The sequence below is a fragment of the Pseudomonas fluorescens genome (assembly GCF_004683905.1).
Lineage (GTDB): Bacteria > Pseudomonadota > Gammaproteobacteria > Pseudomonadales > Pseudomonadaceae > Aquipseudomonas > Aquipseudomonas putida_A.
On sequence record NZ_CP038438.1, the window covers coordinates 1,862,819 to 1,886,472 of the forward strand.

Genomic DNA, 23,654 nt, shown 5'->3' on the forward strand with positions numbered 1-23,654 from the left:
GAAGAGGGCGATTGCCTCAACACATAATTTTCAGGATGTCCCCATGCTCCAACTGATCCTCGGCGGCGCCCGCTCCGGCAAAAGTCGCCTGGCGGAAAAACTCGCCAGCGACAGCCATCTGGCGGTCACTTACATCGCCACCAGCCAGCCGCTGGACGGTGAGATGAACGAACGCGTCGCCCATCACCGCGCCCGGCGTCCGGCCGAATGGGCGCTGATCGAAGAACCGCTGGAGCTGGCCCGCGTCCTGCGCGAGAACGCCAGTGCCGAGCGTTGCTTGCTGGTCGACTGCCTGACCCTGTGGCTGACCAATCTACTGATGCTTGATGACGCCGCGCGTCTCGCCGCCGAGCGCGACGCCCTGCTGGACTGCCTGGCGTCATTGCCGGGGGAAAACATTTTTGTCAGCAACGAGACCGGAATGGGTGTCGTGCCGCTGGGCGAATTGACTCGCCGCTACGTCGATGAAGCCGGTTGGCTGCATCAAGCTCTGGCCGAGCGTTGTCAGCGAGTCGTCCTGACCGTCGCCGGCCTGCCCCTGACCCTGAAAGGACCTGCGTTATGACTCAAGCGTGGTGGTTGAACCCGTGCCAATCCGTGAATGCCGAGATCGTTGAACAGGCGGCGGCGCGCCAACAGCAACTGACCAAACCGGCCGGCTCCCTCGGTCGCCTCGAAAGCGTGGCGGTGCAATTGGCCGGATTGCAGGGGCAGATCAAACCGACGATTGAACAGGTGTGGATCGCGATTTTTGCCGGTGATCACGGGGTGGTCGCGGAAGGCGTTTCCGCGTTCCCGCAGGAAGTCACCGGGCAGATGTTGCTCAACTTCGTCAGCGGCGGTGCGGCGATCAGCGTGTTGGCGCGGCAGCTCGATGCACAGCTGGAAGTGGTCGATCTGGGCACCGTGACACCGACGTTGAATCTGCCGGGCGTGCGTCATCTGAACATCGGCCCTGGCACGGCGAATTTCGCCAAGGGCGCGGCGATGACCCAGGCACAGGGCGAACTCGCCTTGCAGGCCGGTCGCGATAGCGTGCTGCGCGCCAAAGCGGCTGGCACGCAGTTGTTCATCGGCGGCGAAATGGGCATCGGCAACACCACTGCCGCCAGTGCGCTGGCCTGTGCCTTGCTCGATTGCCCGGTGGCGCACCTGACCGGTCCTGGCACCGGGTTGAATGCCGAAGGGGTCAGCCATAAAGCACAGGTGATCGAGCGCGCACTGGCGCTGCACGCAGCACAGCGCGGCGATGCGCTGCAAACCCTGTTCAACCTCGGCGGTTTTGAAATCGCCGCACTGGTCGGCGCGTACCTGGCGTGTGCGCAGGAAGGCGTCGCGGTGCTGGTCGACGGCTTTATCTGCACGGTCGCCGCGTTGATCGCGGTGCGGCTGAATCCAGCCTGCCGCGAGTGGCTGCTGTTCGGTCATCGTGGGGCCGAGCCAGGCCATCGCCATGTGCTGGAAACCCTCAATGCCGAACCGTTGCTGGAGCTCGGCCTGCGTCTGGGCGAGGGCAGTGGCGCGGCATTGGCCGTGCCACTGTTGCGTCTGGCCTGCGACCTGCATGGGCAGATGGCGACGTTCGCCGAAGCCGCAGTGGCGGATCGTCCGGCATGACCTTGCGTCTGGACCTGCTGCGCCACGGTGAGACTGAACTGGGCGGCGGTTTGCGCGGCAGTCTCGATGATGCGCTCACCGGAAAAGGCTGGGCGCAGATGCGTGCCGCGGTGGTCGCGGGCGGGCCGTGGGATCGGCTGATCAGTTCGCCGCTGCAGCGTTGTGCACGGTTTGCCGCAGAGCTGGGCGAGCAACTGAATTTGCCGGTGCAGTTGGAAACGGATCTGCAGGAACTGCACTTCGGTGCCTGGGAAGGCCAGAGCGCAGCGGCGTTGATGGAGACTGATGCCGAAGCGCTGGGGCTGTTCTGGGCTGATCCCTATGCCTTCACCCCGCCGCAAGGCGAGCCGGTCAGCGAGTTTGCGGCTCGTGTGCTGGGTGCGGTTGCGCGGTTGCATCAGGCCTATGCCGGTGAACGCGTTTTGTTGATCAGTCATGGCGGCGTGATGCGTCTGTTGCTGGCGAAGGCGCGAGGTTTGCCGCGAGAACAGTTGCTCAATGTCGAAGTCGCGCATGCTTCATTGTTTTCCCTGACCGTTGAAGCCGATGGTTCGCTCAAGGAAGGTCACTGAGATGCTGCCACTGTGGATCGCCCTGCAATTTCTCAGCAGTTTGCCGATTCGTCTGCCGGGTATGCCGGAGCCGCAACAGCTTGGGCGTTCGCTGTTGTTTTATCCGCTGGTGGGGTTGCTGTTCGGAGGGATCCTCTGGGCATTCAACCTGGCGTTGGCCGGCGCGCCGTTGTTGCTGCATGCGGCACTGTTGCTGACGGTGTGGGTGCTGCTCAGCGGCGCGCTGCACCTCGACGGACTGGCCGACAGCGCCGATGCCTGGCTTGGCGGTTTCGGTGATCGCGAGCGCACGCTGACGATCATGAAGGATCCGCGCAGCGGGCCGATTGCCGTGGTGACGCTGGTGTTGGTGTTGCTGCTGAAGTTCTGCGCGTTGCTGGCGCTGATCGAGCAGGGGGATGCGGTGATGTTGATCATCGTGCCGTTGCTGGGGCGGGCGGCGCTGCTGGGGCTGTTTCTGACCACGCCGTATGTGCGCGCGGGTGGGTTGGGGCAGGCGTTGGCTGATCATTTGCCGCGTAGAGCTGGTTGGTGGGTGCTCGGGGCGAGTGCGCTGGCGTGTTTGCTGATTGCCGGGGTGAAAGCGATTGTTGCGCTGGTTGTCGCGTTCGTCGGGTTTGTCTGGCTGCGGCGGGTGATGGTGCGGCGGTTGGGCGGAACCACCGGCGATACGGCGGGGGCGTTGCTGGAATTGCTGGAGATGGTGGTGTTGGTTGGGGTGGTGTTGGTCTGAGCCATATATGTAACCGTGCTGGCCCCTTCGCGAGCAAGCCCGCTCCCACCCTTGGAATGCATTCCCCTGTGGGAGCGGGCTTGCTCGCGAAGGCGGCCCGTCAGGCGCCGGAAATGTCCTTGAATAACTACATGTAACTTGATTTAACACAGTCGCGGGTATATACACGCATCATGCTTCCTTCTCAGTGTTTGTGCACCAACCTGCGTCGCGCCGCTCGTGGCGTCAGCAGGCATTACGACGGCGCTCTCGACGGCTTCGGGATCAACGTTGCCCAGTATTCTTTGCTGTGCAACCTGCAGCGTCTGGATCAACCGAGCATCTCGGAACTGGCCGAAGCCATGGGTCTGGATCGCAGCACCCTGGGGCGCAACCTGCGGGTGCTCGAAGGCGAGGGCCTGGTGGCGCTGGCCGAGGGCGAGGACATGCGCAATCGCATCGTCCGGCTCACCGAAACCGGTGCACAACGCCTCGCGGCGGCGCTGCCGGCCTGGGAAGCGGCGCAACAGCGATTGATCGATCGTCTGGGCGCCGAGAAGCGTGAAACCTTGCTGCGACTGTTGGATGAACTGGCCTGAAGGCCGGTTTTTCCGGTTTTAAGCGGGTATATACCCGCGAACGGAGAATAACAATGACATCGATGTGGCGTACGTGCGGTTGGGTGTTGCTGGGAAGTGCGCTGATTCTGGCGTTGTCATTGGGCGTGCGGCACGGCTTCGGTCTGTTCCTGTCGCCGATGAGTGCGCAGTTCGGCTGGGGGCGCGAAGTGTTTGCCTTCGCCATCGCCTTGCAGAACCTGATCTGGGGTCTGGCGCAGCCGTTCACTGGCGCCCTGGCTGACCGTTTCGGTGCGGCGAAAGTGGTGCTGGTCGGCGGCGTGCTGTATGCCGGGGGCCTGGTGTGCATGGGGCTGTCCGATTCGGCGCTGACCCTGTCGCTGAGTGCCGGTCTGTTGATCGGTATCGGTCTGTCCGGTACGTCGTTCTCGGTGATTCTCGGTGTGGTTGGCCGTGCCGTACCGCCGGAAAAACGCAGCATGGGCATGGGGATCGCCAGCGCCGCTGGCTCATTCGGTCAGTTTGCGATGTTGCCGGGCACGCTGGGTTTGATCGGCTGGCTCGGCTGGTCGGCGGCGCTGTTGGTACTCGGTTTGCTGGTGGCGATGATTGTGCCGTTGGTGAGCATGCTCAAGGACAAGCCGCTGCCGGTGTTCGGTCATGAGCAGACCCTGTCTGAAGCGCTGCGCGAAGCCTGCTCGCATTCGGGTTTCTGGTTGTTGGCGTTCGGCTTTTTCGTCTGCGGTTTTCAGGTGGTATTCATTGGCGTGCATTTGCCGGCCTATCTGGTTGATCAGCATCTGCCGGCAACCGTCGGCACCACAGTGCTGGCGCTGATCGGGCTGTTCAATATCTTCGGTACTTACACCGCCGGCTGGCTCGGCGGGCGCATGTCCAAGCCGCGTCTGCTGACGGCGTTGTATCTGCTGCGTGCGGTGGTGATCGTGCTGTTTCTGTGGCTGCCGGTGACGACGACCTCGGCGTACCTGTTCGGCATGGCCATGGGCTTCCTCTGGCTGTCGACGGTGCCGTTGACCAACGGCACGGTGGCGACCTTGTTTGGCGTGCGTAACCTGTCCATGCTCGGCGGTATCGTGTTCCTCTTTCATCAACTCGGCTCGTTCCTCGGCGGCTGGCTGGGTGGGGTGGTGTATGACCGTACCGGGAGTTATGACTTGATCTGGCAAGTGGCGATTCTCTTGAGCCTGCTGGCGGCTGCGCTGAACTGGCCGGTGCGCGAGCGTCCGGTGGCGCGTCTGCAACCGGCTGTCGGCGCCGTATGAAGCGTTCCTGGCCGCGAATCGCCTTCATCGCACTCGGCGCGCTGTTGCTGGCGCTGGTGTGGTGGGGCTGGCATCAGGGCGGGCTGGCGTTGATGCAGTTGGGCATGGGTGCTTGCTTGTAGGCTTGGAGGGCGAGTAACGTCGATGTCTGATAACCGCATCAAGGATGCCGACATGTTCATGCGCTGGTGTGCTGTACCCGCGTTGCTGATGGCGTTGACCGGACTGGCCCAGGCCGCTGACTGTCCGGAGGCGCTGCAAGGTTCGTTGCCCAAGTTGCGCGCCAAGGAATCCGTCGATCTGTGCCAGCGCTACGCCGGCAAGCCGCTGGTGGTGGTCAATACCGCCAGTTTCTGTGGCTTCGCCCCACAGTTCGAGGGCCTCGAAGCGCTCAATCAGCACTACAAGGCGCAAGGCCTGGAAATGCTCGGCGTACCGTCCAATGACTTCAAGCAGGAGTCCAAGGACAGCGCCGAAACCGCCAAGGTCTGCTACGCCAATTACGGCGTGACCTTCACCATGACCGAGCCGCAGAAAGTCCGTGGCGACGATGCTACTCACCTGTTCAAGGTGCTGGCCGAGCAGAGCAGCGCGCCGAAGTGGAATTTCTACAAGTACGTGATCGACCGGCAAGGCAAGGTGATTGCCAATTTCTCCAGCCTGACCAAACCGGATGATCCAGAGTTTATTGCGGCAGTTGAAAAGGCCATCGCCTCCAAACCTCTCAACTGATAACACACGCTTTTTGTGGGGGCGGGCTTGCTCGCGAGGGCTGCGGATCATTCAGCACTTGTTCTGGATGTCAGACCGCATTCGCGAGCAAGCCCGCTCCCACATTTGACCTGTGGCGTTTGAACAGGCATTAAAAAGCCCCGCTTTCTGTAAAGAGAGCGGGGCTTTTCTGTGGGCGAGGGTTTAGCCTCGCCGTGCAGCATCAGAAGCGGTAAGTTGCGCCAACACCGAAACCGTTTGCCGAGTTTTCATACTTGGCATCGTAGGTCTGGCCACGATCGTTCTGGTTGTGGATCTTGACCGACTCTTCCTTCAGGTACGAGTAAGCCACGTCGATGGTCAGGTCTTCGGTCGGGCTCCAGCCGGCACCGATGCTGAAAATGGTGCGGTCGCCAGTAGGAATGCGTGGCGAACGGTCGACGTTGTTGGTCGGCGACTGATCGAAGGTCAGACCGGTACGCAGTACCCATTCCTTGTTCAGCTGGTACGAAGTACCCACGGCGTAAGCCCAGGAGTCGTGCCAGTTCTGGTCTTCGGTGATCTCGCCAAACTGACCGGCCAGCAGCGGCTGTACGCCCGAGTTTTCAACGGTGATCTTCTTCAACTGGCTCCAGCGGGTCCAGGTCGAACCGGCATAGACGTTCCAGCGGTCGTTGATCGCTTGAGTAACCGAGAAGTCCACGGATTCAGGTGTGGTGATCTTCAGCGAAGCGTCGTACTTCTGGCTGGCGCCCAGACCGACTGCAGCCAGTGCGCCGTAGTTGACCTTGGTGTTGCCTTCGAGCTTGTAGTCGACTTTCGAGTGGTAGGTCAGACCCAGGCGAGTGGTGTCGGTGGCCTGTACCAGTACGCCGATGTTGTAGCCCAGCGCGGTGTCGTCACCCTTGATCTTGACCTTGCCGTCCGGCGCCAGCTGAGTCACCGAGAGGTTGGACTCGAGGGTGCCGTCGATGCGGTTGATGGTCGGACCGAAACCGATCGACACCACGTCGTTGAACTTGTAGCTGACAGTTGGCTGGAAAGTGATGACTTGTACTTCGGACTTGCTGCCGAAGTAACGGCCGCCAAAGCCTTTTTCGTAGTCGGTAATCAGACCGAACGGCACGTACACGCCGAGGCCGAATGCCCAATGCTCATCGATCGGTTTGACGTAGAAGCCCATAGGTACGGAGGTGAAGGGCACCATGTCGCCTTTGTTGCTGCCGCCGTTAGGGCTGGAGCTGGCGTCGCTGATATCGGTCTTGGCATCGAGGAATGCAACACCGCCGGTGACTTGTTCGCGCGTGATGCGCGACATGCCGGCAGGGTTGCCATAAACAGTGCTTGCGTCGTCGGCAGAAGAGGATCGCCCAGCGTAACCAGTGCCCATCCCGCTGATGCTGTGTTCGTTGATGGCAAAGCCAGCTGCGAAGATCTGGGTGGATGCCATGGTAACGGCGAGGCTAAGGGTGGTTTTGAGCATGACTTTTTTCATTATTAGAACTCCTGGTGATCACCGGGGCGAAAATTACCAACATTTTCGTCCCAGCGCTATAGTCCGTATGGCTTGAGTTAGAGCGGTTTTGTAGGACAATCCGACCAGATTCGCGACCTGTTGAGCGATCTTCTGAAACTCGCCAGTCAACACGCGACCTGATTCACCGGTGAAACACAGGTTTGCCAGGCGTAGGTGAAGTCGCGCAGACGACCTTGCGGCTGGAAGGTCTGACGCCAGATTCGCGCCATGCCCAGCAGATCGTCCGGGGCGGGGAGGGTGGTGTGTTGTTCTTCTACCAGCAGCCAGGCGATGGCGGTGGCGTAACGCAGGTTGACGGTCAATTCCAGGTGCGGGCCGCTCAAAAAAGCATGTTGGCTGGCGAGGCCGCGAACCAGGCTCGCACGCTCCGGATCGAGTGCCAGATAGTGATCCCAAAGGGCCTGGTGGCGGTGCTCGGCAATCCGGTAGAGGCCGTGGCCACGGCGGTCATGCAGGGCGGAACCGAGGGCGGACTGGCTGGCGGCAATGCCCAGCAGCAGGGATTCGGCAGTTGCGCAGTGGCGTCCCAGATAAATCAGTGTGGGACGGATCACATAGCGGCACAGTTCGCTGGCAGCGATACCCATAAAACCCTCGGATCTTGTAATTGGGCGGCGATACCTGAAGGGGCCTTGGCAGCGGTGGATCGACTCAGGCTCGCCGAAAGCGGATCAAGCCGCTTGAGTTGAAGTGTAGTGTCATATTCGCGACGTAAAGGCCTGTTTTTAAAATATTTCCGGCAGCGAGCCACAGGCGTTATATCCGAAGGTGCTTAGGCCTGAAGGGCTAAAAGCGAAATATCGGGCAATAAAAAACCCCGCATTTTGTGCGGGGCTTTTGCTTTTGCAGCCTTTTCGGCTCTCAGGCAATCAATGCCTGACGCGTACGATCAATAATGGCCTGCAGCGGTTCGGCGCTGGAGTATTGATCGGGGTACAGACGCTCGCTGTGGCGAGCGATCCCGTGTTCATTGACCACGGTGAAGCTGAAGCAGCCTTTGCGAGCGGCCATGATCAGGCAGTTCATTGGGGCAAAAGCGTTGGTTAGGGTGCGAATGGCATCCTGAGTCTGGATTTGAGTAGACATAGTTATTAGGTGTTCCTACAAATGACACGGATAAGAACCGTGCAACGTTAAAACGTTCCAGTAATGTCGACCACCATTGGTCGAACAAAGAACCCGACTGGAACAAAGCAGCCAGTTTGAAGCGCTTATAAGTTGGCGCGCTTGGGCTGGCAGGTAGGTACTTAGGAGGACAGGCAACACATCGAGGGCAAAGGTTCTGGGCCCGGGGTGAAGATCCTGATCAATTTGCAGGCTGGTTCGGTCAGAGTAAGTGGTCTTCGCAACACCCTTTGCATTCATTCAAAGGCAGTGTCGGCGCAAGATTTACCTGGAAACCATCGAGGGGTCGTTCCCGCTTTTTTCGGTGAAGGGCTTCTGGGAAGAAGATTGACCGTGGGGATGTGTTCGACCGGAATTGACTTTCAGCTTGGTACTAACGCCGCGGATAGTAACGGAACGTCCTGGGCAATGCAACCCGGCGGCAAAAAAAGATTTCGGTCGGTGGCGCGGATCACGGGGGACAGGGCTGGCCCCTTCGCGAGCAGGCTCGCTCCCACGGGAGAACGGGGCCGATTGTAGGAGCGAGCCTGCTCGCGAAGAAACCATCCGTCGCCACAAAAGCGTGCAGCCATGCCCAGCGCCAACCCGCTTATCCCCAGTCCGAGGCGCAAAACGGGCCAAAAAAGCGCATCGATATAACCGGGTAACAGGTACTTGTGCACATTAGTTGCGCAGACGGTAACCTTGGTGTCATATCAATCCTGACCCCGATGGCTGCCTGTATCAAAAGTTTAAGTCAATGAAAAATATCGTCTTTTTTTGTTGGTGAAAAAATCGTCAGTTTGACTGCGAGCCCCATTCCACAAGGCTTTGCGGAGGTTCGGGAGCGGTTGTCCACTGAGTTATCCACAGCTTCTGTGGATTGTCCCTAGCGCTTGCTCTAGGACGGGCGTGCCGGGTTTTTTTCGACTTTACCTGTACGAAAAAGAGAGTAGAGTGGCGCGCCTTCCGATCTGTCCCACAGTGTTTTATGAAGTTTCGCTCAGTATCAGACTCTGTTACCTCCGAACACCCTCGTGTTACCCCTCCCAAGCGATTTTCCGTGCGTGTGGCCGAATGGCTGCTCGACAGCCCGCGCCTGGGCGATAGCCGTAATGCCAAGCATCTGGCGGGGCGTCTGCTCAAGCAACCGGCGCGCGAAGGCGTGGTCGCCGCGCAAAGTCGTCTCGGCCAATTGATGTGCCGCGAGTGCGGCAATGCCCGTGATCGGCGCATCGGGCAGGATCTGCTGCGCCAGGCCGCCCGCGCCGGCGACCGGCGTGCACAACGGGAACTCGGTCTGCTCGAAGACTGAGCTGTCCAACGCCCCACGCCTTGGTTAACCTTCAGGCTTTATCGAATCGGCAGGAGTGGCTATGGCTATGGACTTGACCAGCGTGTTGCTGTGTCTGGCGGGCGCGGGATTGCCGCTGCTGGCGCTGGCCTGGCAACTGCAACGGCGGGCCAGTGATCGGCAAGCCGAGGTCGCCTTGCTCGAAGAGCGTCTGGCCATGGCGCAACTGGCGCAGGACGGGCTCAACGCCCAACTTGAGGCCAGCCGCGATGAAATCGTCGACCTCGGCCAGGCCAATGCCGCCAAGCAGGCGGAGCTGGCGGCCCTGCGCCGCGAAGTCGAGCTGCTGCAGATCGAGCGCGATGATGCCCGTGACGCTTCCCACGCCTGGAACATCGAGCGTGCCAACAAAGAGGCCGAATTGCGGCGTCTCGACGCACAGGCCGCGTCGCTCAACGCCGAACTGCGCGAGCAACAGGAAAGCCATCAACAACGCCTCAACGACCTGCAAGGCTCGCGCGATGAGCTGCGCGCGCAGTTCGCCGAGCTGGCGGGGAAGATCTTCGATGAGCGTGAACAGCGCTTTGCCGAAACCAGTCAACAGCGCCTCGGGCAGTTGCTCGATCCGCTGAAAGAACGCATCCAATCCTTCGAAAAACGCGTGGAAGAAAGCTATCAGGCCGAAGCCCGCGAACGCTTCTCGCTGGCCAAGGAGCTGGAGCGTCTGCAAGCGCTGAATCTGCGCCTGAGCGACGAAGCGACCAACCTGACCCGCGCCCTCAAAGGCCAGAAGACCCAAGGCAACTGGGGTGAGCTGATTCTTGAGCGGGTGCTGGAGCACGCGGGTCTGGAGAAGGGCCGCGAGTACCAGACTCAGGTCAACCTCAAGGGGCCGGACGGCGAGCGCTTCCAGCCGGATGTGATCATTTACCTGCCGGGCGACAAGCAGGTGGTGGTCGACTCCAAGGTCAGCCTCACTGCCTATCAGCAGTACGTTGCCGCCGAAGATGACACCCTCGGCCAGGTCGCGATCAAGCAGCACGTGCTGTCCCTGCGCAGCCACGTCAAAGGCCTCGCCGGCAAGGATTACAAGCGTCTGGAAGGCCTGCACAGCCTCGATTTCGTCTTGCTGTTCGTGCCGATCGAAGCGGCATTTTCCGCCGCCCTGCAAGCCGAGCCGGCGTTGTTCCAGGAAGCGTTCGACCGCAACATCGTGATCGTCAGCCCGACCACGTTGCTGGCGACGTTACGGGTGATCGACAGCCTGTGGAAGCAGGAGCGGCAAAGCCAGAACGCGCGGGAAATCGCCGAGCGTGCCGGCTGGCTGTACGACAAATTCGTGCTGTTCATTCAGGATCTGGACGAAGTCGGCAATCGCCTGCAACAGCTGGACAAGGCCTACAGCTCGGCGCGCAACAAACTCACGGAAGGGCGCGGCAACCTGGTCAGCCGCAGTGAGCAGCTCAAACTGCTCGGTGCGCGGGCCAGCAAGAGTTTGCCGGCGGATCTGCTGGAGCGGGCGATGACCGATGTCGATGGGCTGGTCGAAATCCCGGAATAACCCGAAGAGCTTCGCGAGCAGGCTCGCTCCCACAGTGAAACGCATTCCAAAGGTGTGAGCGGGCTTGCTCGCGAAGGCGTCAGTGGTAGCGCTGCAACACTCAAGTCAAACGGTTACAGCGGCACATACCGACTCAACAACGCCCGCAACGCCGCCGGTTTCACCGGTTTGGCCAGATAATCCAGCCCTGCCGCATGCACCTGCGCCACCGTCTCCGGGCGGCCATCGGCGCTGATCACCACCCCCGGCACCGGCTCGCCTAACGTGGTGCGCAGCCACGCCATCAGCTCGGTTCCGGTATCGCCGTGGTCGAGGTGATAGTCGACCAGTGCCAATTGCGGCCGCACACCCTCATTCAGCAACGCCGCGCATTCCTCGCGATTACGCGCCGTCCACACCTGACAGCCCCAACGGCTCAGCAGGCTGTTCATGCCAATCAGAATGCTGTCTTCATTGTCGATGCACAGCACCTGCGCGCCACTGAGCAGCTTGCCGTTCAACTCCACCGCGGCGTTCTGCGGCAGCGCTTGCGTCCGGGCCAATGGCACGCTGACGCTGAACACGCTGCCGCGTCCCGGCCACGAACGTACGCGCAGGGTATGGCCAAGCACGCGACACAAACCGTCGGCAATCGCCAGGCCCAGGCCGAGGCCTTTTTCGGCGCGGGTCTGATGGCTGTCGAGGCGCTTGAACTCCTCGAAAATCACTTGTTGTTTGTCTTCCGGAATCCCCGGCCCGCGATCCCACACTTCCAGACACAGTTCACTGCCGCGACGGCGCACGCCTAGCAACACCGGCCCTTTGGCGTAGCGGAAAGCGTTGGTCAGGAAGTTCTGCAGAATCCGCCGCAGCAATTTGATGTCGCTGTCGATGCGCAACTGGCTGCCGCGCACACGGAAGGTCAGACCTTGTTCCTGGGCCAGCGCCTTGAATTCGGCGCCGAGCGTATCGAACAGCTCATTGAGCGCGAACGGCTTGCGATCCGGGTTGATCTTGCCGTTTTCCAGGCGGGAAATATCCAGCAGGTCACTGATCAGGTCTTCCGCCGAACGCAGCGAACTGTCGAGGTGTTGCACCAGTTTCTGCGCCTCGCTGCTCAAACCGTCGTCCTGATGGGAGAGAGCGGCAGAGAACAACCGGGCGGCGTTCAGCGGCTGCATCAGGTCGTGGCTGACGGCGGCGAGGAAGCGGGTTTTCGACTGGTTCGCCGCCTCGGCATGGCCCTTGGCTTCGGTCAGTGCGACGTTGAGTTGCGACAGCTCCTGCGTGCGCTCGCTGACCCGTTGTTCCAGGCCTTCGTTGGCCTCGGTCAGCGCCTGCTCGGCTTCGCGGAACGCGGTGATGTCAGTGAAACTCATGACGAAGCCGCCGCCGGGCATCGGGTTGCCGATCAGCTCGATCACCCGGCCGTTGGGGAACAAACGTTCGGAAGTGTGCGCACGGCCCTGACGCATCCAGTGCAGGCGCCGGGCGACGTGGACTTCCGCCTCGCCGGGGCCGCACAAGCCACGTTCGGCGTTGTAGCGAATGATGTCGGCAATCGGCCGGCCGACGCTGATCAAGCCGTCCGGGTAGTTGAACAGCTCCAGATAGCGGCGGTTCCAGGCCACCAGTTTCAGCGACTGGTCGACCACGCTGATGCCTTGGGTGATGTTCTCGATCGCGCCTTGCAGCAGCGCGCGGTTGAACTGCAGGACTTCCGAGGCTTCGTCAGCGATACGGACGACGTCCTCCAGCTGCATTTCCCGACCTTCGATGGCGGCTTTTACTACGGCGCGCGTCGAAGAAGCACCGAGCACGCCGGCCAGCAGACGTTCGGTGTGGGCGATCCATTCGCCGTCAGCATTCTGGTTCGGGTTGAAGCCCTTGCCCTGGCGGTAAGCGAAACGAATGAAGCTCTGTCGCGCGCGCTCTTCACCGACAAAGCGTGCCGCCAGTTGCAGCAAATCATCAATCTGCACCGCGAGCATCGAGCGCGCACTCGGCCGGGCGCTGATTTCCTGACCGATGAAGCGCCCGGCCTGCCAGTGTTCCGAGACCCGTGTGCGCGACAGCACCGAGACCCAGGCGAACAGGGTGAAGTTGCCCGCCAGCGACAGCACTACGCCTTGGGTCAGCGGGGTGATCGGCAGGTTCAGCGGGTTGCTGTGCAGCCACGCCAGCCCGGGGAAAGTGCTCAGCGACCAGCCGAGGCTGTGGGCGGCAATCGGCAGGATCAGCGTGTAGAACCAGAGGAACGTGCCGGCGGCCAGACCGGCGAACACCCCACGGCGGTTAGCCTGTTTCCAGTACAGCGCGCCGAGCATCGCCGGGGCCAATTGGGTGACGGCAGCGAAGGCGATCTGGCCGATGGTCGCCAGACTCGCGGTGGAGCCGAGCAAACGGTAGCTGACGTAGGCCAGCAACAGAATCAGCACGATGCTCACGCGGCGCACCGAGAGCATCCACTGACGGAACACTTCGAACGGGCGCTCGGCGTTGTTACGGCGCAGCAACCACGGCAAGAGCATGTCGTTGGAAACCATGGTCGACAGTGCCACGCTGGCCACAATCACCATGCCGGTGGCCGCCGACGCGCCGCCGATGAACGCCAGCAACGCCAGGGCCGGATGGGCCTGGGCCAGCGGCAGGCTGATCACGAACGAGTCGGGCAACACGTGACTCGGCAGCATCATCTGCCCGGCGAGGGCGATCGGCACCACGAACAGCGCGGCCAGCGCCAGATAAGCCGGGAACACCCACTTGGCCAGACGCAGGTCCTGCGGGTCGATGTTCTCCACCACCGTGACGTGAAACTGCCGTGGCAGGCAGATGATCGCCATCATCGCCACCCCGGTCTGCACCACCATCGACGGCCAGTTAATCGTTTCCTTCCAGTATTCCTCGAGGCGCGGCGCGAGCATCGCCTGATTGAACAGGTCGTCAAACCCGTCGTACAGCCCATAGGTCACGAACGCGCCAACGGCGAGAAAGGCGAACAGCTTGACCAGCGATTCAAACGCAATCGCCAGCACCATGCCGCGGTGGTGCTCGGTGGCATCGAGGTTGCGCGTACCGAAGACGATGGTGAACAGCGCCAGTACCAGCGAGACGATCAGCGCGGTGTCCTGGGCGCGGGTGCCCATGGCGTCGGCCCCGGCGCCGATCAGCAGGTTCACGCCGAGCACGATGCCTTTGAGTTGCAGGGCGATGTAGGGCAGGACGCCAACCAGACAGATCAGCGCCACCACCACCGCCAGCGATTGTGATTTGCCGTAGCGCGCGGCGATGAAGTCGGCGATGGAGGTGATGTTCTCCTGTTTGCTGATCATCACCATTTTCTGCAGGACCCACGGCGCGCCCAGCAGCAACAGGATCGGCCCGAGGTAGATCGGCAGGAATGACCACAGCTGTTCGGCGGCTTGGCCGACGGCGCCGAAGAACGTCCAACTGGTGCAATAAACCGCCAGTGACAGGCTGTACACCCACGCGCGCATCCGCGGCGGCAACGGTGTGCTGCGACGGTCGCCGTAGAAGGCGATGGCGAACATGATGGCCATATAGGCCAGGGCGACGGCGGCGATCAGCCCGGTGGACAGCGACATGCAACACTCCCGACAAAAGACTCCCCGGCAGTCCTGCCCGGGCGGACAGTCTCGCATGAGTATGGCGGTTAGTCAGTGTCGACCAAGGTCGTGGCGTGGCGGGGTGTCGCAGGTTTGAAACCGGGTGGTTTTATGGTGACTCATCAGGCCCCATCGCGAGCAGGCTCACTCCTACAGGTGGAACGCATTCCAATTGTAGGAGTGAGCCTGCTCGCGATAGCGTCAGTCCTGTTTCAACGCCATATCGATCAACCGATGCAGCTCATCCACCTCCAGCGCCGCCGCCGAAAACAGAATCCGGAACACCACCGGCGCCACCACCAGATTGATCAAATGATCAACGCTCGGCGCTGCCTCATCCGGGTAGCGGTCAAGGATGGTCTGCAACTGCGCGCCAAGGATCGTCACGCAATAACCCGGCGTGGCACTGGCCTGCACGTCGCGCATCATGTGGCGCCCAGGCTCCGAACTCATTTCGTCCAGATACTGTTCGGCCCAGGCGCGGATATCACCGCGCAGGTCACCGGTCACCGCCGGTTCGCTGTCAGGGCGCATGCGGGCGAGGGCGACGTCGGCGAGCAACGCCGCCAGATCACCCCAGCGCCGATAGATCGTCGACGGCGTGACCCCGGCGCGCGCAGCGATTTGCGGGACGGTCACGCTGCTGCGCTCCTGTTCTTGCAGAAGCGCGCGAACTGCCGAATGAATCGACTCTTGCACCCGGGCACTGCGGCCACCGGGGCGTAAACCTTCTTTAATAGCCATGCGCCAGACCTTAACACAAAGAATTTGCTTTAAGCCAAAGCCGAGAGCACACTCCGCAAAAGCAAAAAATTAGCTTTTGCGGAGTGTGCCCATGACCAGCCTTGCTTCCAACCGTGGCAGCCTGATTTTTCTGGCGATCACCTTACTGAGTTTTCTCGCCGCTTCCACGGCGCCGACGCCGTTGTATCACCTGTATCAGGATCAACTGCACTTCTCGGCAGCAGTGCTGACCCTTATTTTCGGCGTGTATGCGCTGAGTCTGCTGGCGGCGCTGCTGACGGTCGGATCGCTGTCCGATCACCTGGGACGTAAACCGGTGATCTTCACTGCCGTGCTGCTCAATGCGATAGCGATGTTGCTGTTTATCAGCGCCGACAGTGTTGCCTGGCTGATCAGCGCCCGCGTATTGCAGGGTTTTGCCACCGGCATGGCCACCGCTGTTTTGAGCGCGACGCTGCTCGACACCGACCGTCAGCAAGGGCCGTTGATCAACAGCGTCGCACCGTTGCTCGGTATGGCGCTGGGCAGCATGGGCTGTGGTTTGCTGGCCGAGTTCGCCCCGGCGCCGTTGCAATTGACCTACTGGCTGCTGCTGGCGCTGTTTGTGTTGCAGGCGGTGTACGTCTGGCGTCTGCCGGAAAGCGTCACTCCACAAGCAGGGGCCTGGGCTTCGCTGCGGCCAACCCTGCATGTGCCGGTTCAGGCGCGTTCGACCTTATGGCGTGTGCTACCGCTGAACACCGCAACCTGGGCCCTCGGCGGCTTTTTTGCCTCGCTGGCGCCGTCGCTGGTGCGCACCGCCACGGGCTCGACGTCGAACCTGATCGGCGGCGCGACTGTCTCGGCGTTGACCGTGACCGGGGCGCTGATGATTTTCACTTTGCGCAATCGTCCCGCCGGCAAAGCCCTGCAAATCGGCGCCAGTCTGCTGCCTATCGGCGTGCTGCTGATTTTGCTCGGCGTGCACAGCGCCAGTCTGGCGCTGTTTTTCCTCGGCACACTGGTCGCCGGTTGCGGCTTTGGCTCGGGTTTCCTCGGCGCGGTGCGCAGTCTGGTGCCGCTAGCCCTGCCGCATGAGCGGGCCGGTTTGATGTCGGCGTATTACGCGTTGAGTTATCTGGCGTTCTGCCTGCCGGCGTTGCTCGCTGGGCATTTGACCCGCACTTACGGTTTGCTGGTGACTACCGACGGCTACGGTGCCGGATTGATCGTCCTGGCCGTCGCCGCGCTGTTGCTCAGCCTGCGCCCGCAAGCAGTGAAGGCTTGCAGCACTCCATAAACGTGATGGTTTCAGTTACCTTTGTCCGGCCTTCTTTTCACGGATCGACAGATGAAGATTATCCGCAGCAAGTCGTTCACCGCCGAGCGTGCCTGGGGTGCGCTGGACATTGCCAACATGAACGGCATCACCACGCGCCTGCACTGGACTGATCAGCCTTACAAATGGCACGTCAACGATGGTGAGGAAGTGTTTGTGGTGCTCGATGGTCAGGTGCAGATGCGCTATCGCGAACAGGGTGAAGAAAAGCAGGCGCTGCTTGAGGTCGGGGACATCTTCTACGCCTCAGTCGGTACCGAGCACGTGGCGCATCCGCAGGGCGCGGCGCGGATTCTGGTGATCGAAAGCGAAGGCAGTGTTTGACTGCTTATCTGTAAAGTAGATAACAGATAGAGAAATTACCCGTTATATAGATATTCGATTCGGTTCTACCATGGGCTCAACCTCACCTGAGGAAAGGAGTTCATGATGACTTGCCCCAACACCGCCAAACCTGGCATCAAGCCGTTCAGCCAGCTTCAGCATCCGCGTGAAGTGATCCGTCAATTCACCCCGAACTGGTTCGCCGCGACCATGGGCACCGGCGTGCTGGCCCTGGCGCTGGCGCAATTACCGGTGGCGATTCCCGGGCTGCACGCGGTGGCCGAGGGTTTGTGGCTGTTCAACATTCTGTTGTTCACCTTGTTTACCTTCGCCTATGCCGCGCGCTGGATTTTATTCTTCGATGAAGCGCGGCGGATCTTCGGTCACTCCACTGTTTCGATGTTCTTCGGCACCATTCCCATGGGTTTGGCGACCATCATCAACGGCTTTCTGCTGTTCGGTCTGCCACGCTGGGGCGAGGGCGTAATTCATCTTGCCGAAGTGCTGTGGTGGCTCGACGTGGCGATGTCGCTGGCCTGCGGTGTGTTGATCCCTTACATGATGTTTACCCGCCAGGAACACAGCATCGACCAGATGACCGCGGTCTGGCTGTTGCCGGTGGTGGCGGCGGAAGTGGCGGCGGCCAGCGGCGGCTTGCTCGCTCCGCATCTGGCTGATGCCCACGCGCAACTGGTGGTGCTGACCACCAGCTACGTGCTCTGGGCATTTTCCCTGCCGGTGGCGTTCAGCATTCTGACTATCCTGTTGCTGCGCATGGCCCTGCATAAACTGCCTCACGAAAACATGGCCGCCTCAAGCTGGCTGGCCCTCGGCCCGATCGGTACTGGTGCGTTGGGCATGTTGCTGCTGGGCGCTGATGCACCGGCGATCTTCGCCGCCAACGGCCTGCCGGGCATCGGTGAAATCGCTGCTGGCGTGGGGCTGGTCGCCGGTATCACCCTGTGGGGCTTCGGCTTGTGGTGGATGTTGATGGCGCTGCTGATCACCGCGCGTTACCTGCGTGACGGCATCCCGTTCAACCTCGGCTGGTGGGGTTTTACCTTCCCGCTGGGCGTGTATTCGCTGGCGACCCTCAAGCTCGCCAGCACGCTGAACCTGGGTTTTTTCAGCGTGGTCGGCTGCATGCTGGTGAGCCTGCTGGCGATGATGTGGCTGATCGTCGGTAAACGCACCGTGCAAGGCGCGTGGCGCGGTGAGCTGTTTGTCTCACCTTGTATTGCAGGGTTGAAGAAATATCCTGAAAAGTTTGGGTAAGGTGTGGCCTGGATCGCCGATCGAGATTCCAATAAGCAGATCCAGGCCATTCTCTACCGACCTCAGGGAAACACGGAAGATGAGTCACCCCTCACAGTTCAACCTGCTTCGCACTCGGCGCTTTCTGCCGTTTTTCATCACGCAGTCGCTGGGCGCGTTCAACGACAACGTGTTCAAGCAATCGCTGATCCTCGCCATTCTGTATCGGCTGACCATCGAAGGTGACCGTTCGATCTGGGTCAACCTGTGCGCGCTGCTGTTTATCCTGCCGTTCTTTCTGTTTTCGGCGTTGGCCGGGCAGTTCGGGGAAAAATTCGCCAAGGACGCGTTGATCCGTCTGATCAAACTCGCGGAAATCGCGATCATGGCCGTAGGATCGATCGGTTTCCTGTTCGATCACCTGTCGCTGATGCTGGTGGCGCTGTTTGCCATGGGCACGCATTCGGCGCTGTTCGGGCCGGTGAAGTATTCGATCCTGCCGCAGGCGTTGCGCGAGGATGAACTGGTCGGCGGCAACGGGCTGGTGGAGATGGGCACGTTCCTGGCGATCCTTGCCGGGACCATCGGCGCCGGCATCATCATGTCCTCGACGCACTACGCGCCGCTGGTTTCGACCGCGATTGTCGGGATTGCAGTGCTGGGATATCTCGCCAGTCGCAGCATTCCGCGCGCGGCGGCGGCATCGCCGGAAATGCGCCTGAACTGGAACATCTTCAGCCAGTCCTGGGCCACGCTGAAACTCGGTCTGGGCCAGACGCCTGCGGTGTCGCGTTCGATTGTCGGCAACTCGTGGTTCTGGTTTGTCGGGGCGATTTACCTGACGCAGATCCCGGCCTACGCCAAGGAATGGATGCACGGCGACGAAACCGTGGTGACGCTGATTCTCACGGTGTTTTCAGTAGGCATTGCGCTGGGTTCGATGCTTTGCGAGAAACTCTCCGGGCGCAAGGTCGAGATCGGTCTGGTGCCGTTCGGTTCGTTCGGCCTGACCGTGTTTGGCCTGCTGCTGTGGTGGCATTCCGGTGGAATCCCGGAAAGCGTCAACGGCCACAGCTGGACCGAAGTGCTGGGCTTTGCGCATACCTGGGCGGTGCTGGTCGACATTCTCGGCCTCGGCATTTTTGGCGGTTTCTATATCGTGCCGCTGTACGCGTTGATCCAGTCGCGCACCGCCGAGAACGAGCGGGCGCGGGTGATTGCCGCCAACAACATTCTCAACGCTCTGTTCATGGTGGTGTCGGCGATCGTTTCGATCGTGTTGCTGAGTGTGGTCAAACTGTCGATTCCGCAATTGTTCCTGGTGGTGTCGCTGCTGAACATCGGCGTCAACGCCTACATCTTCAAGATCGTCCCCGAGTTCAGCATGCGTTTCATGATCTGGCTGCTCAGCCATTCCATGTACCGCGTCGAGCACCGCAACCTCGAGGCGATCCCGGACGAGGGCGCGGCGCTGTTGGTGTGCAACCACGTGTCGTTCGTCGATGCGCTACTGATTGGCGGTGCGGTGCGTCGGCCGATTCGCTTTGTCATGTACTACAAAATCTACAACCTGCCGGTGCTGAACTTTATCTTCCGCACGGCGGGGACGATTCCGATTGCCGGACGCAACGAAGACATCCAGATCTACGAAAAAGCCTTCACCCGGATTGCCCAGTATCTGAAGGACGGTGAGCTGGTGTGCATCTTCCCGGAAGGCAAGTTGACCACTGACGGCGAGATCAATGAGTTCAAGGGCGGGCTGACGCGGATTCTCGAAGAAACGCCGGTGCCGGTGATTCCGCTGGCGTTGCAAGGGTTGTGGGGGAGTTTCTTCAGCCGCGATCCGAACAAGGGGCTGTTCAAGCGGTTGTGGTCGCGGGTGACGTTGGTGGCGGGTTCGGCGGTCGAGGTTGAGGCGGCGCAGCCGGCGAAATTGCAGGGGTTGGTGGGAGCGTTGCGCGGGACTGTCAGGTAGTTGTCACCTGATATGGCCCTATCGCGAGCAGGCTCACTCCTACATTTGAAGCGCGTACCCCTTGTAGGAGTGAGCCTGCTCGCGATAGAGGCCAGTGGCCTAAGCGCTGACCTTGAGACCAATCAACCCGGTAATGATCAACGCCACACTGGCCAGCCGAATCAATGCCATCGACTCGCCAAACAGAATGATCCCGGCAATCACCGTGCCCACGGCACCGACTCCGGTCCAGATCGCATAAGCCGTACCCAGCGGCAATTCCTTCATTGCCAGACCCAGCAGGCCAAGGCTGATGGCCATGGCCGCAACGGTCAGGACGGTGGGGAGCGGGCGGGTGAAGCCGTCGGTGTATTTCAGGCCGACGGCCCAGCCGACTTCGAACAGGCCGGCGAAAAACAGAATGATCCAGGACATAAGAGACCTCCATCGATTGACGGGGCCGTCCCCAGATTGATAACTCGATCGAGCCGCAGGGTCGTCCCCGCGTAGCGCAACAGTCTGCCGAGCATTAATCCGGGGATCAAGTTTCCCGGTCAGTCGGCTGGCTGCTGCGCTAGCGCCTCACGGTCTTCTTTCTCGCTCATGCGCCGGAAGTACGTCGAGAGCAACGCCCCGGAAATGTTGTGCCAGACGCTGAACAACGCGCTCGGCACCGCGGCCAGCGGCGAGAAGTGCGCACTGGCCAAGGCCGCGCCCAACCCCGAGTTCTGCATGCCGACTTCCAGCGCCAGCGACTTGCGCTGCGCCAGTGGCAACTTGAACAGGCGTCCAGTGAAGTAACCCAGCAAGTAGCCGAAGCTGTTGTGCAGCATCACCACGGCCATGATCAGCAGACCGGATTCGGCGATTTTCGCCTGACTGGCGGCCACCACGGCGGTGACGATGATCACGATGCTGACCACCGACACCAGTGGCAACACGTCCACCGCGTGGCGCACCTTGTCGCCGAGCACGCGTTGCGCGACCACGCCGAGCACGATCGGCAGCAGCACCACTTGCAGAATCGACCAGAACAATTCCATGAACGAAACCGGCAACCACGCCGAAGCCAGCAGCCAGATCAGCGCCGGGGTCAGCAACGGGGCGAGGAGGGTGGTGACGGCAGCAATCGCCACCGACAGCGCCAGATCGCCGCGGGCCAGCCAGGTCATGACGTTGGAAGAGGTGCCGCTTGGGCAGCAGCCGACCAGAATCACCCCGACCGCGATTTCCGGCGGCAGGTGGAAGATCTGGCAGAGCAACCACGCCACGCCGGGCATGATCACGAAATGTGCGACCACGCCCAGAGCCACGCGCCACGGATGGCGGGCGACGGCAGCGAAGTCACCGAGTTTGAGGGTCAGGCCCATGCCGAACATCACCAGCCCCAGCAGCGGCACGATCGCGCCCTTGAGGCCGAGAAACCACGCCGGTTGCAGGAACGCGATCACGGCGAAAATCAGAACCCAGTAAGCGAAAGTGTTGCCGACAAAGCGGCTCAGTGCAGCCAGTGCGCGCATGGCCTGTTCCTTATTATTAGTTACACCACAAAACCAATTGTGGGAGCGGGCTTGCTCGCGAAAGCGGCGGGTCAGCCAAGTTAATGTTGAATGACACACCGCTTTCGCGAGCAAGCCTGCTCCCACATTGGGATTTCACAAGGGTTTTAGATCCCCTGCGGAGTCTCTTCACCGCCCAACGCTTCCACCAGCGCCGGCAGGAAGTCGCCGAAGGTCAGCATCATCAGGGTGAAGCTGGCGTCCAGTTGGCCTAGGGCCTCGTCGCCACCGTCCTGTTCCGCCTGATCCTGCAGCAGGTCTTCGAACTTCAGGCGTTTGACGGTCATCTTGTCATCGAGCATGAACGACAGTTTGTCCTGCCAGGCCAGCGACAACTGAGTCACGACTTTACCGGTGCTCAGGTGCAGCTGGATTTCTTCGCTGGTCAGGTCCTGACGCTTGCAACGCACGATGCCGCCGTCTTCGTGGGTATCGCGCAGCTCGCATTCGTCCAGTACGAAGAAGTCCGGGGCGGCTTGCTGGGTGGTGACCCATTCGGTCATCACGGCCGTCGGTGCGGTTTTCACGGTCAGTGGACGCACGGGCAGGGTGCCGAGCACTTCACGCATTGTGGAAAGCAGGTCTTCGGCACGTTTCGGGCTGGCCGAGTTGACCAGGATCAGGCCCTGTTTCGGCGCGATGGCGGCGAAGGTCGACGAGCGACGGATAAAGGCGCGCGGCAGGAACGCCTGGATGATTTCATCCTTGATCTGATCGCGTTCCTTCTTATAGACCTTGCGCATCTGCTCGGCTTCGATCTCTTCGACCTTCTCCTTGACCGCATCGCGCACGACGCTGCCCGGCAGAATGCGTTCTTCTTTACGCGCAGCGATCAGCAGGAAGTCACCGCTGACGTGCACCAGTGGCGCATCTTCGCCTTTGCCGAACGGCGCGACGAAACCGTAGGTGGTCAACTCCTGGCTTGCACATGGACGCGCCAGTTTGGTGGCCAGTGCAGTTTCCAGCGCCTCGGCATCGACAGGCAGGTCTTGGGTCAGGCGATAGATAAGCAGGTTTTTGAACCACATGGGGTGAGTCTCTCCTTTATACAAAGGGGGGCATTATTGTCTTCGCCGGGTCATAGGCCAACCCTTCTCTAAGCCTTTGGAAGGCCTGAGAAAATTAATTAAAAAAGTGCTTGCCAGAGGTTGGGTCGCTCCGTAGAATGCGCGCCACACCGAAGCGAAGGGTGATTAGCTCAGCTGGGAGAGCGTCTGCCTTACAAGCAGAATGTCGGCGGTTCGATCCCGTCATCACCCACCATTCGTTTCAAGTGTTTAGCGCAGCGGTAGTTCAGTCGGTTAGAATACCGGCCTGTCACGCCGGGGGTCGCGGGTTCGAGTCCCGTCCGCTGCGCCATATTCGGTAACCTGGACCACTGAACGCCAGGTCACCACGGAAAAACCCGCTGAAGCGGGTTTTTTTCTGTCTCAAGTTTGTACCTTGTTCCATCGGGTTTGTGTCGTTTCACCGGTTTTCAGATTTTTTTGAAAAAAAACTTCAATTAAATCAACACATTACGAAAACTTGTGGCATAATGCTCCCCGTAACGAAGCGAAGGGTGATTAGCTCAGCTGGGAGAGCGTCTGCCTTACAAGCAGAATGTCGGCGGTTCGATCCCGTCATCACCCACCATTCGTTTCAAGCGTTTCGCGCAGCGGTAGTTCAGTCGGTTAGAATACCGGCCTGTCACGCCGGGGGTCGCGGGTTCGAGTCCCGTCCGCTGCGCCATATTCGGTCACCTGGACCCACTGAACGCCAGGTCACCACAGAAAGCCCGCCTAGTGCGGGCTTTTTGCTGTCTGCGATTTGCGAATTTCTGCAATGCCTGTGTGGCGAGGGGATTTATCCCCGATGGCCTGCGCAGCAGGCCGAAAGTCTTCAAGCTGGGGCTGCTTCGCATCCCATCGGGGATAAATCCCCTCAC

The 23,654-nt window shown here is 60.8% G+C and carries 22 protein-coding genes and 4 tRNA genes; 18 read left to right on the top strand and 8 right to left on the bottom strand.

Annotated features, from left to right (window positions below; all coding sequences use genetic code 11):
* Nucleotides 1-43 precede the first annotated feature (43 nt).
* The 8 genes from cobU (at nt 44) to E4T63_RS08520 (ending at nt 5,494) form a co-directional block, all read left to right on the top strand.
* Complete coding sequence (gene cobU / locus E4T63_RS08490; RefSeq protein WP_135295253.1) at nt 44-565, top strand: bifunctional adenosylcobinamide kinase/adenosylcobinamide-phosphate guanylyltransferase; 522 nt, start codon at nt 44-46, stop codon at nt 563-565.
* Nucleotides 562-1,617 carry a nicotinate-nucleotide--dimethylbenzimidazole phosphoribosyltransferase gene (gene cobT, locus E4T63_RS08495; RefSeq protein ID WP_135295254.1) on the top strand — a complete coding sequence of 352 codons (1,056 nt, stop codon included), beginning with the start codon at nt 562-564 and terminating at the stop codon, nt 1,615-1,617. The genes cobU and cobT overlap by 4 nt, the downstream gene beginning before the upstream one ends.
* A complete protein-coding gene (gene cobC / locus E4T63_RS08500) occupies nt 1,614-2,189 on the top strand; it encodes an alpha-ribazole phosphatase family protein (RefSeq protein WP_135295255.1) in 576 nt (191 codons plus the stop codon). Before cobT ends, cobC begins: the two co-directional genes overlap by 4 nt.
* 1 nt (nt 2,190) lies before the next feature.
* Nucleotides 2,191-2,922 carry an adenosylcobinamide-GDP ribazoletransferase gene (locus E4T63_RS08505; RefSeq protein ID WP_135295256.1) on the top strand — a complete coding sequence of 244 codons (732 nt, stop codon included), beginning with the start codon at nt 2,191-2,193 and terminating at the stop codon, nt 2,920-2,922.
* 173 nt (nt 2,923-3,095) lie between these two features.
* Complete coding sequence (locus tag E4T63_RS08510) at nt 3,096-3,500, top strand: MarR family winged helix-turn-helix transcriptional regulator (RefSeq protein ID WP_007950413.1); 405 nt, start codon at nt 3,096-3,098, stop codon at nt 3,498-3,500.
* 53 nt (nt 3,501-3,553) lie between these two features.
* A complete protein-coding gene (locus E4T63_RS08515) occupies nt 3,554-4,762 on the top strand; it encodes an MFS transporter (RefSeq protein ID WP_135295257.1) in 1,209 nt (402 codons plus the stop codon).
* Nucleotides 4,759-4,884, top strand: a complete 126-nt coding sequence (locus E4T63_RS28810; protein ID WP_256616859.1) for a hypothetical protein — start codon at nt 4,759-4,761, stop codon at nt 4,882-4,884. Before E4T63_RS08515 ends, E4T63_RS28810 begins: the two co-directional genes overlap by 4 nt.
* A 52-nt stretch (nt 4,885-4,936) precedes the next feature.
* Nucleotides 4,937-5,494: a glutathione peroxidase gene (locus E4T63_RS08520; RefSeq protein ID WP_003223074.1), complete on the top strand. Its 558-nt coding sequence runs from the start codon at nt 4,937-4,939 to the stop codon at nt 5,492-5,494.
* Nucleotides 5,495-5,696: 202 nt separating this feature from the next.
* On the opposite strand, the gene E4T63_RS08525 is transcribed toward E4T63_RS08520, so the two are convergent.
* From E4T63_RS08525 to E4T63_RS08535, 3 genes are all read right to left on the bottom strand, one after another.
* A complete protein-coding gene (locus E4T63_RS08525) occupies nt 5,697-6,968 on the bottom strand; it encodes an OmpP1/FadL family transporter (protein WP_098967892.1) in 1,272 nt (423 codons plus the stop codon).
* A 146-nt stretch (nt 6,969-7,114) separates the two neighbouring features.
* Nucleotides 7,115-7,597 (bottom strand): hypothetical protein, encoded by a 483-nt coding sequence (locus E4T63_RS08530; protein ID WP_096797718.1) that lies wholly within the window; start codon nt 7,595-7,597, stop codon nt 7,115-7,117.
* A gap of 274 nt (nt 7,598-7,871) precedes the next feature.
* Nucleotides 7,872-8,096: a hypothetical protein gene (locus tag E4T63_RS08535; protein WP_007962908.1), complete on the bottom strand. Its 225-nt coding sequence runs from the start codon at nt 8,094-8,096 to the stop codon at nt 7,872-7,874.
* 1,009 nt (nt 8,097-9,105) lie between these two features.
* Between E4T63_RS08535 and E4T63_RS08545 the strand changes: the two genes are divergently transcribed.
* Both E4T63_RS08545 and rmuC read left to right on the top strand, forming a co-directional pair.
* The gene (locus E4T63_RS08545) at nt 9,106-9,429 is read left to right on the top strand and encodes a sel1 repeat family protein (protein ID WP_081730279.1); all 324 of its coding nucleotides are present in this window, start codon (nt 9,106-9,108) and stop codon (nt 9,427-9,429) included.
* Nucleotides 9,430-9,604: 175 nt separating this feature from the next.
* A complete protein-coding gene (gene rmuC, locus E4T63_RS08550) occupies nt 9,605-10,969 on the top strand; it encodes a DNA recombination protein RmuC (protein ID WP_167734194.1) in 1,365 nt (454 codons plus the stop codon).
* Nucleotides 10,970-11,082: 113 nt separating this feature from the next.
* On the opposite strand, the gene E4T63_RS08555 is transcribed toward rmuC, so the two are convergent.
* Both E4T63_RS08555 and E4T63_RS08560 read right to left on the bottom strand, forming a co-directional pair.
* Nucleotides 11,083-14,553 (bottom strand): hybrid sensor histidine kinase/response regulator, encoded by a 3,471-nt coding sequence (locus E4T63_RS08555; protein ID WP_135295259.1) that lies wholly within the window; start codon nt 14,551-14,553, stop codon nt 11,083-11,085.
* 222 nt (nt 14,554-14,775) lie between these two features.
* Nucleotides 14,776-15,318, bottom strand: coding sequence for a TetR/AcrR family transcriptional regulator (locus E4T63_RS08560; protein ID WP_134785801.1), 543 nt, complete (start codon nt 15,316-15,318; stop codon nt 14,776-14,778).
* A gap of 91 nt (nt 15,319-15,409) precedes the next feature.
* Between E4T63_RS08560 and E4T63_RS08565 the strand changes: the two genes are divergently transcribed.
* The 4 genes from E4T63_RS08565 to E4T63_RS08580 all read left to right on the top strand — a co-directional run bounded on the left by E4T63_RS08565 (nt 15,410) and on the right by E4T63_RS08580 (nt 20,189).
* Nucleotides 15,410-16,597 carry an MFS transporter gene (locus tag E4T63_RS08565; RefSeq protein ID WP_135295260.1) on the top strand — a complete coding sequence of 396 codons (1,188 nt, stop codon included), beginning with the start codon at nt 15,410-15,412 and terminating at the stop codon, nt 16,595-16,597.
* Nucleotides 16,598-16,648: 51 nt separating this feature from the next.
* Nucleotides 16,649-16,960, top strand: a complete 312-nt coding sequence (locus E4T63_RS08570; RefSeq protein ID WP_097087529.1) for a cupin domain-containing protein — start codon at nt 16,649-16,651, stop codon at nt 16,958-16,960.
* A 105-nt stretch (nt 16,961-17,065) separates the two neighbouring features.
* Nucleotides 17,066-18,235: a TDT family transporter gene (locus E4T63_RS08575; protein ID WP_135295261.1), complete on the top strand. Its 1,170-nt coding sequence runs from the start codon at nt 17,066-17,068 to the stop codon at nt 18,233-18,235.
* A gap of 79 nt (nt 18,236-18,314) precedes the next feature.
* Complete coding sequence (locus E4T63_RS08580; RefSeq protein WP_135295262.1) at nt 18,315-20,189, top strand: MFS transporter; 1,875 nt, start codon at nt 18,315-18,317, stop codon at nt 20,187-20,189.
* Between the two features lie 99 nt (nt 20,190-20,288).
* Here E4T63_RS08580 and sugE read toward each other — a convergent pair whose 3' ends face one another.
* From sugE to rdgC, 3 genes are all read right to left on the bottom strand, one after another.
* The gene (sugE, locus tag E4T63_RS08585) at nt 20,289-20,603 is read right to left on the bottom strand and encodes a quaternary ammonium compound efflux SMR transporter SugE (RefSeq protein ID WP_003223093.1); all 315 of its coding nucleotides are present in this window, start codon (nt 20,601-20,603) and stop codon (nt 20,289-20,291) included.
* 119 nt (nt 20,604-20,722) lie between these two features.
* The gene (locus E4T63_RS08590) at nt 20,723-21,688 is read right to left on the bottom strand and encodes a bile acid:sodium symporter family protein (RefSeq protein WP_135295263.1); all 966 of its coding nucleotides are present in this window, start codon (nt 21,686-21,688) and stop codon (nt 20,723-20,725) included.
* A gap of 146 nt (nt 21,689-21,834) precedes the next feature.
* Nucleotides 21,835-22,755, bottom strand: a complete 921-nt coding sequence (gene rdgC, locus E4T63_RS08595; RefSeq protein WP_003223096.1) for a recombination-associated protein RdgC — start codon at nt 22,753-22,755, stop codon at nt 21,835-21,837.
* Between the two features lie 159 nt (nt 22,756-22,914).
* Between rdgC and E4T63_RS08600 the strand changes: the two genes are divergently transcribed.
* From E4T63_RS08600 to E4T63_RS08615, 4 genes are all read left to right on the top strand, one after another.
* Nucleotides 22,915-22,990 (top strand) — tRNA-Val (locus E4T63_RS08600).
* A 19-nt stretch (nt 22,991-23,009) separates the two neighbouring features.
* Nucleotides 23,010-23,086, top strand: a tRNA-Asp gene (locus E4T63_RS08605).
* Nucleotides 23,087-23,286: 200 nt separating this feature from the next.
* Nucleotides 23,287-23,362 (top strand) — tRNA-Val (locus tag E4T63_RS08610).
* A 19-nt stretch (nt 23,363-23,381) separates the two neighbouring features.
* Nucleotides 23,382-23,458 (top strand) — tRNA-Asp (locus tag E4T63_RS08615).
* Nucleotides 23,459-23,654 lie beyond the last annotated feature (196 nt).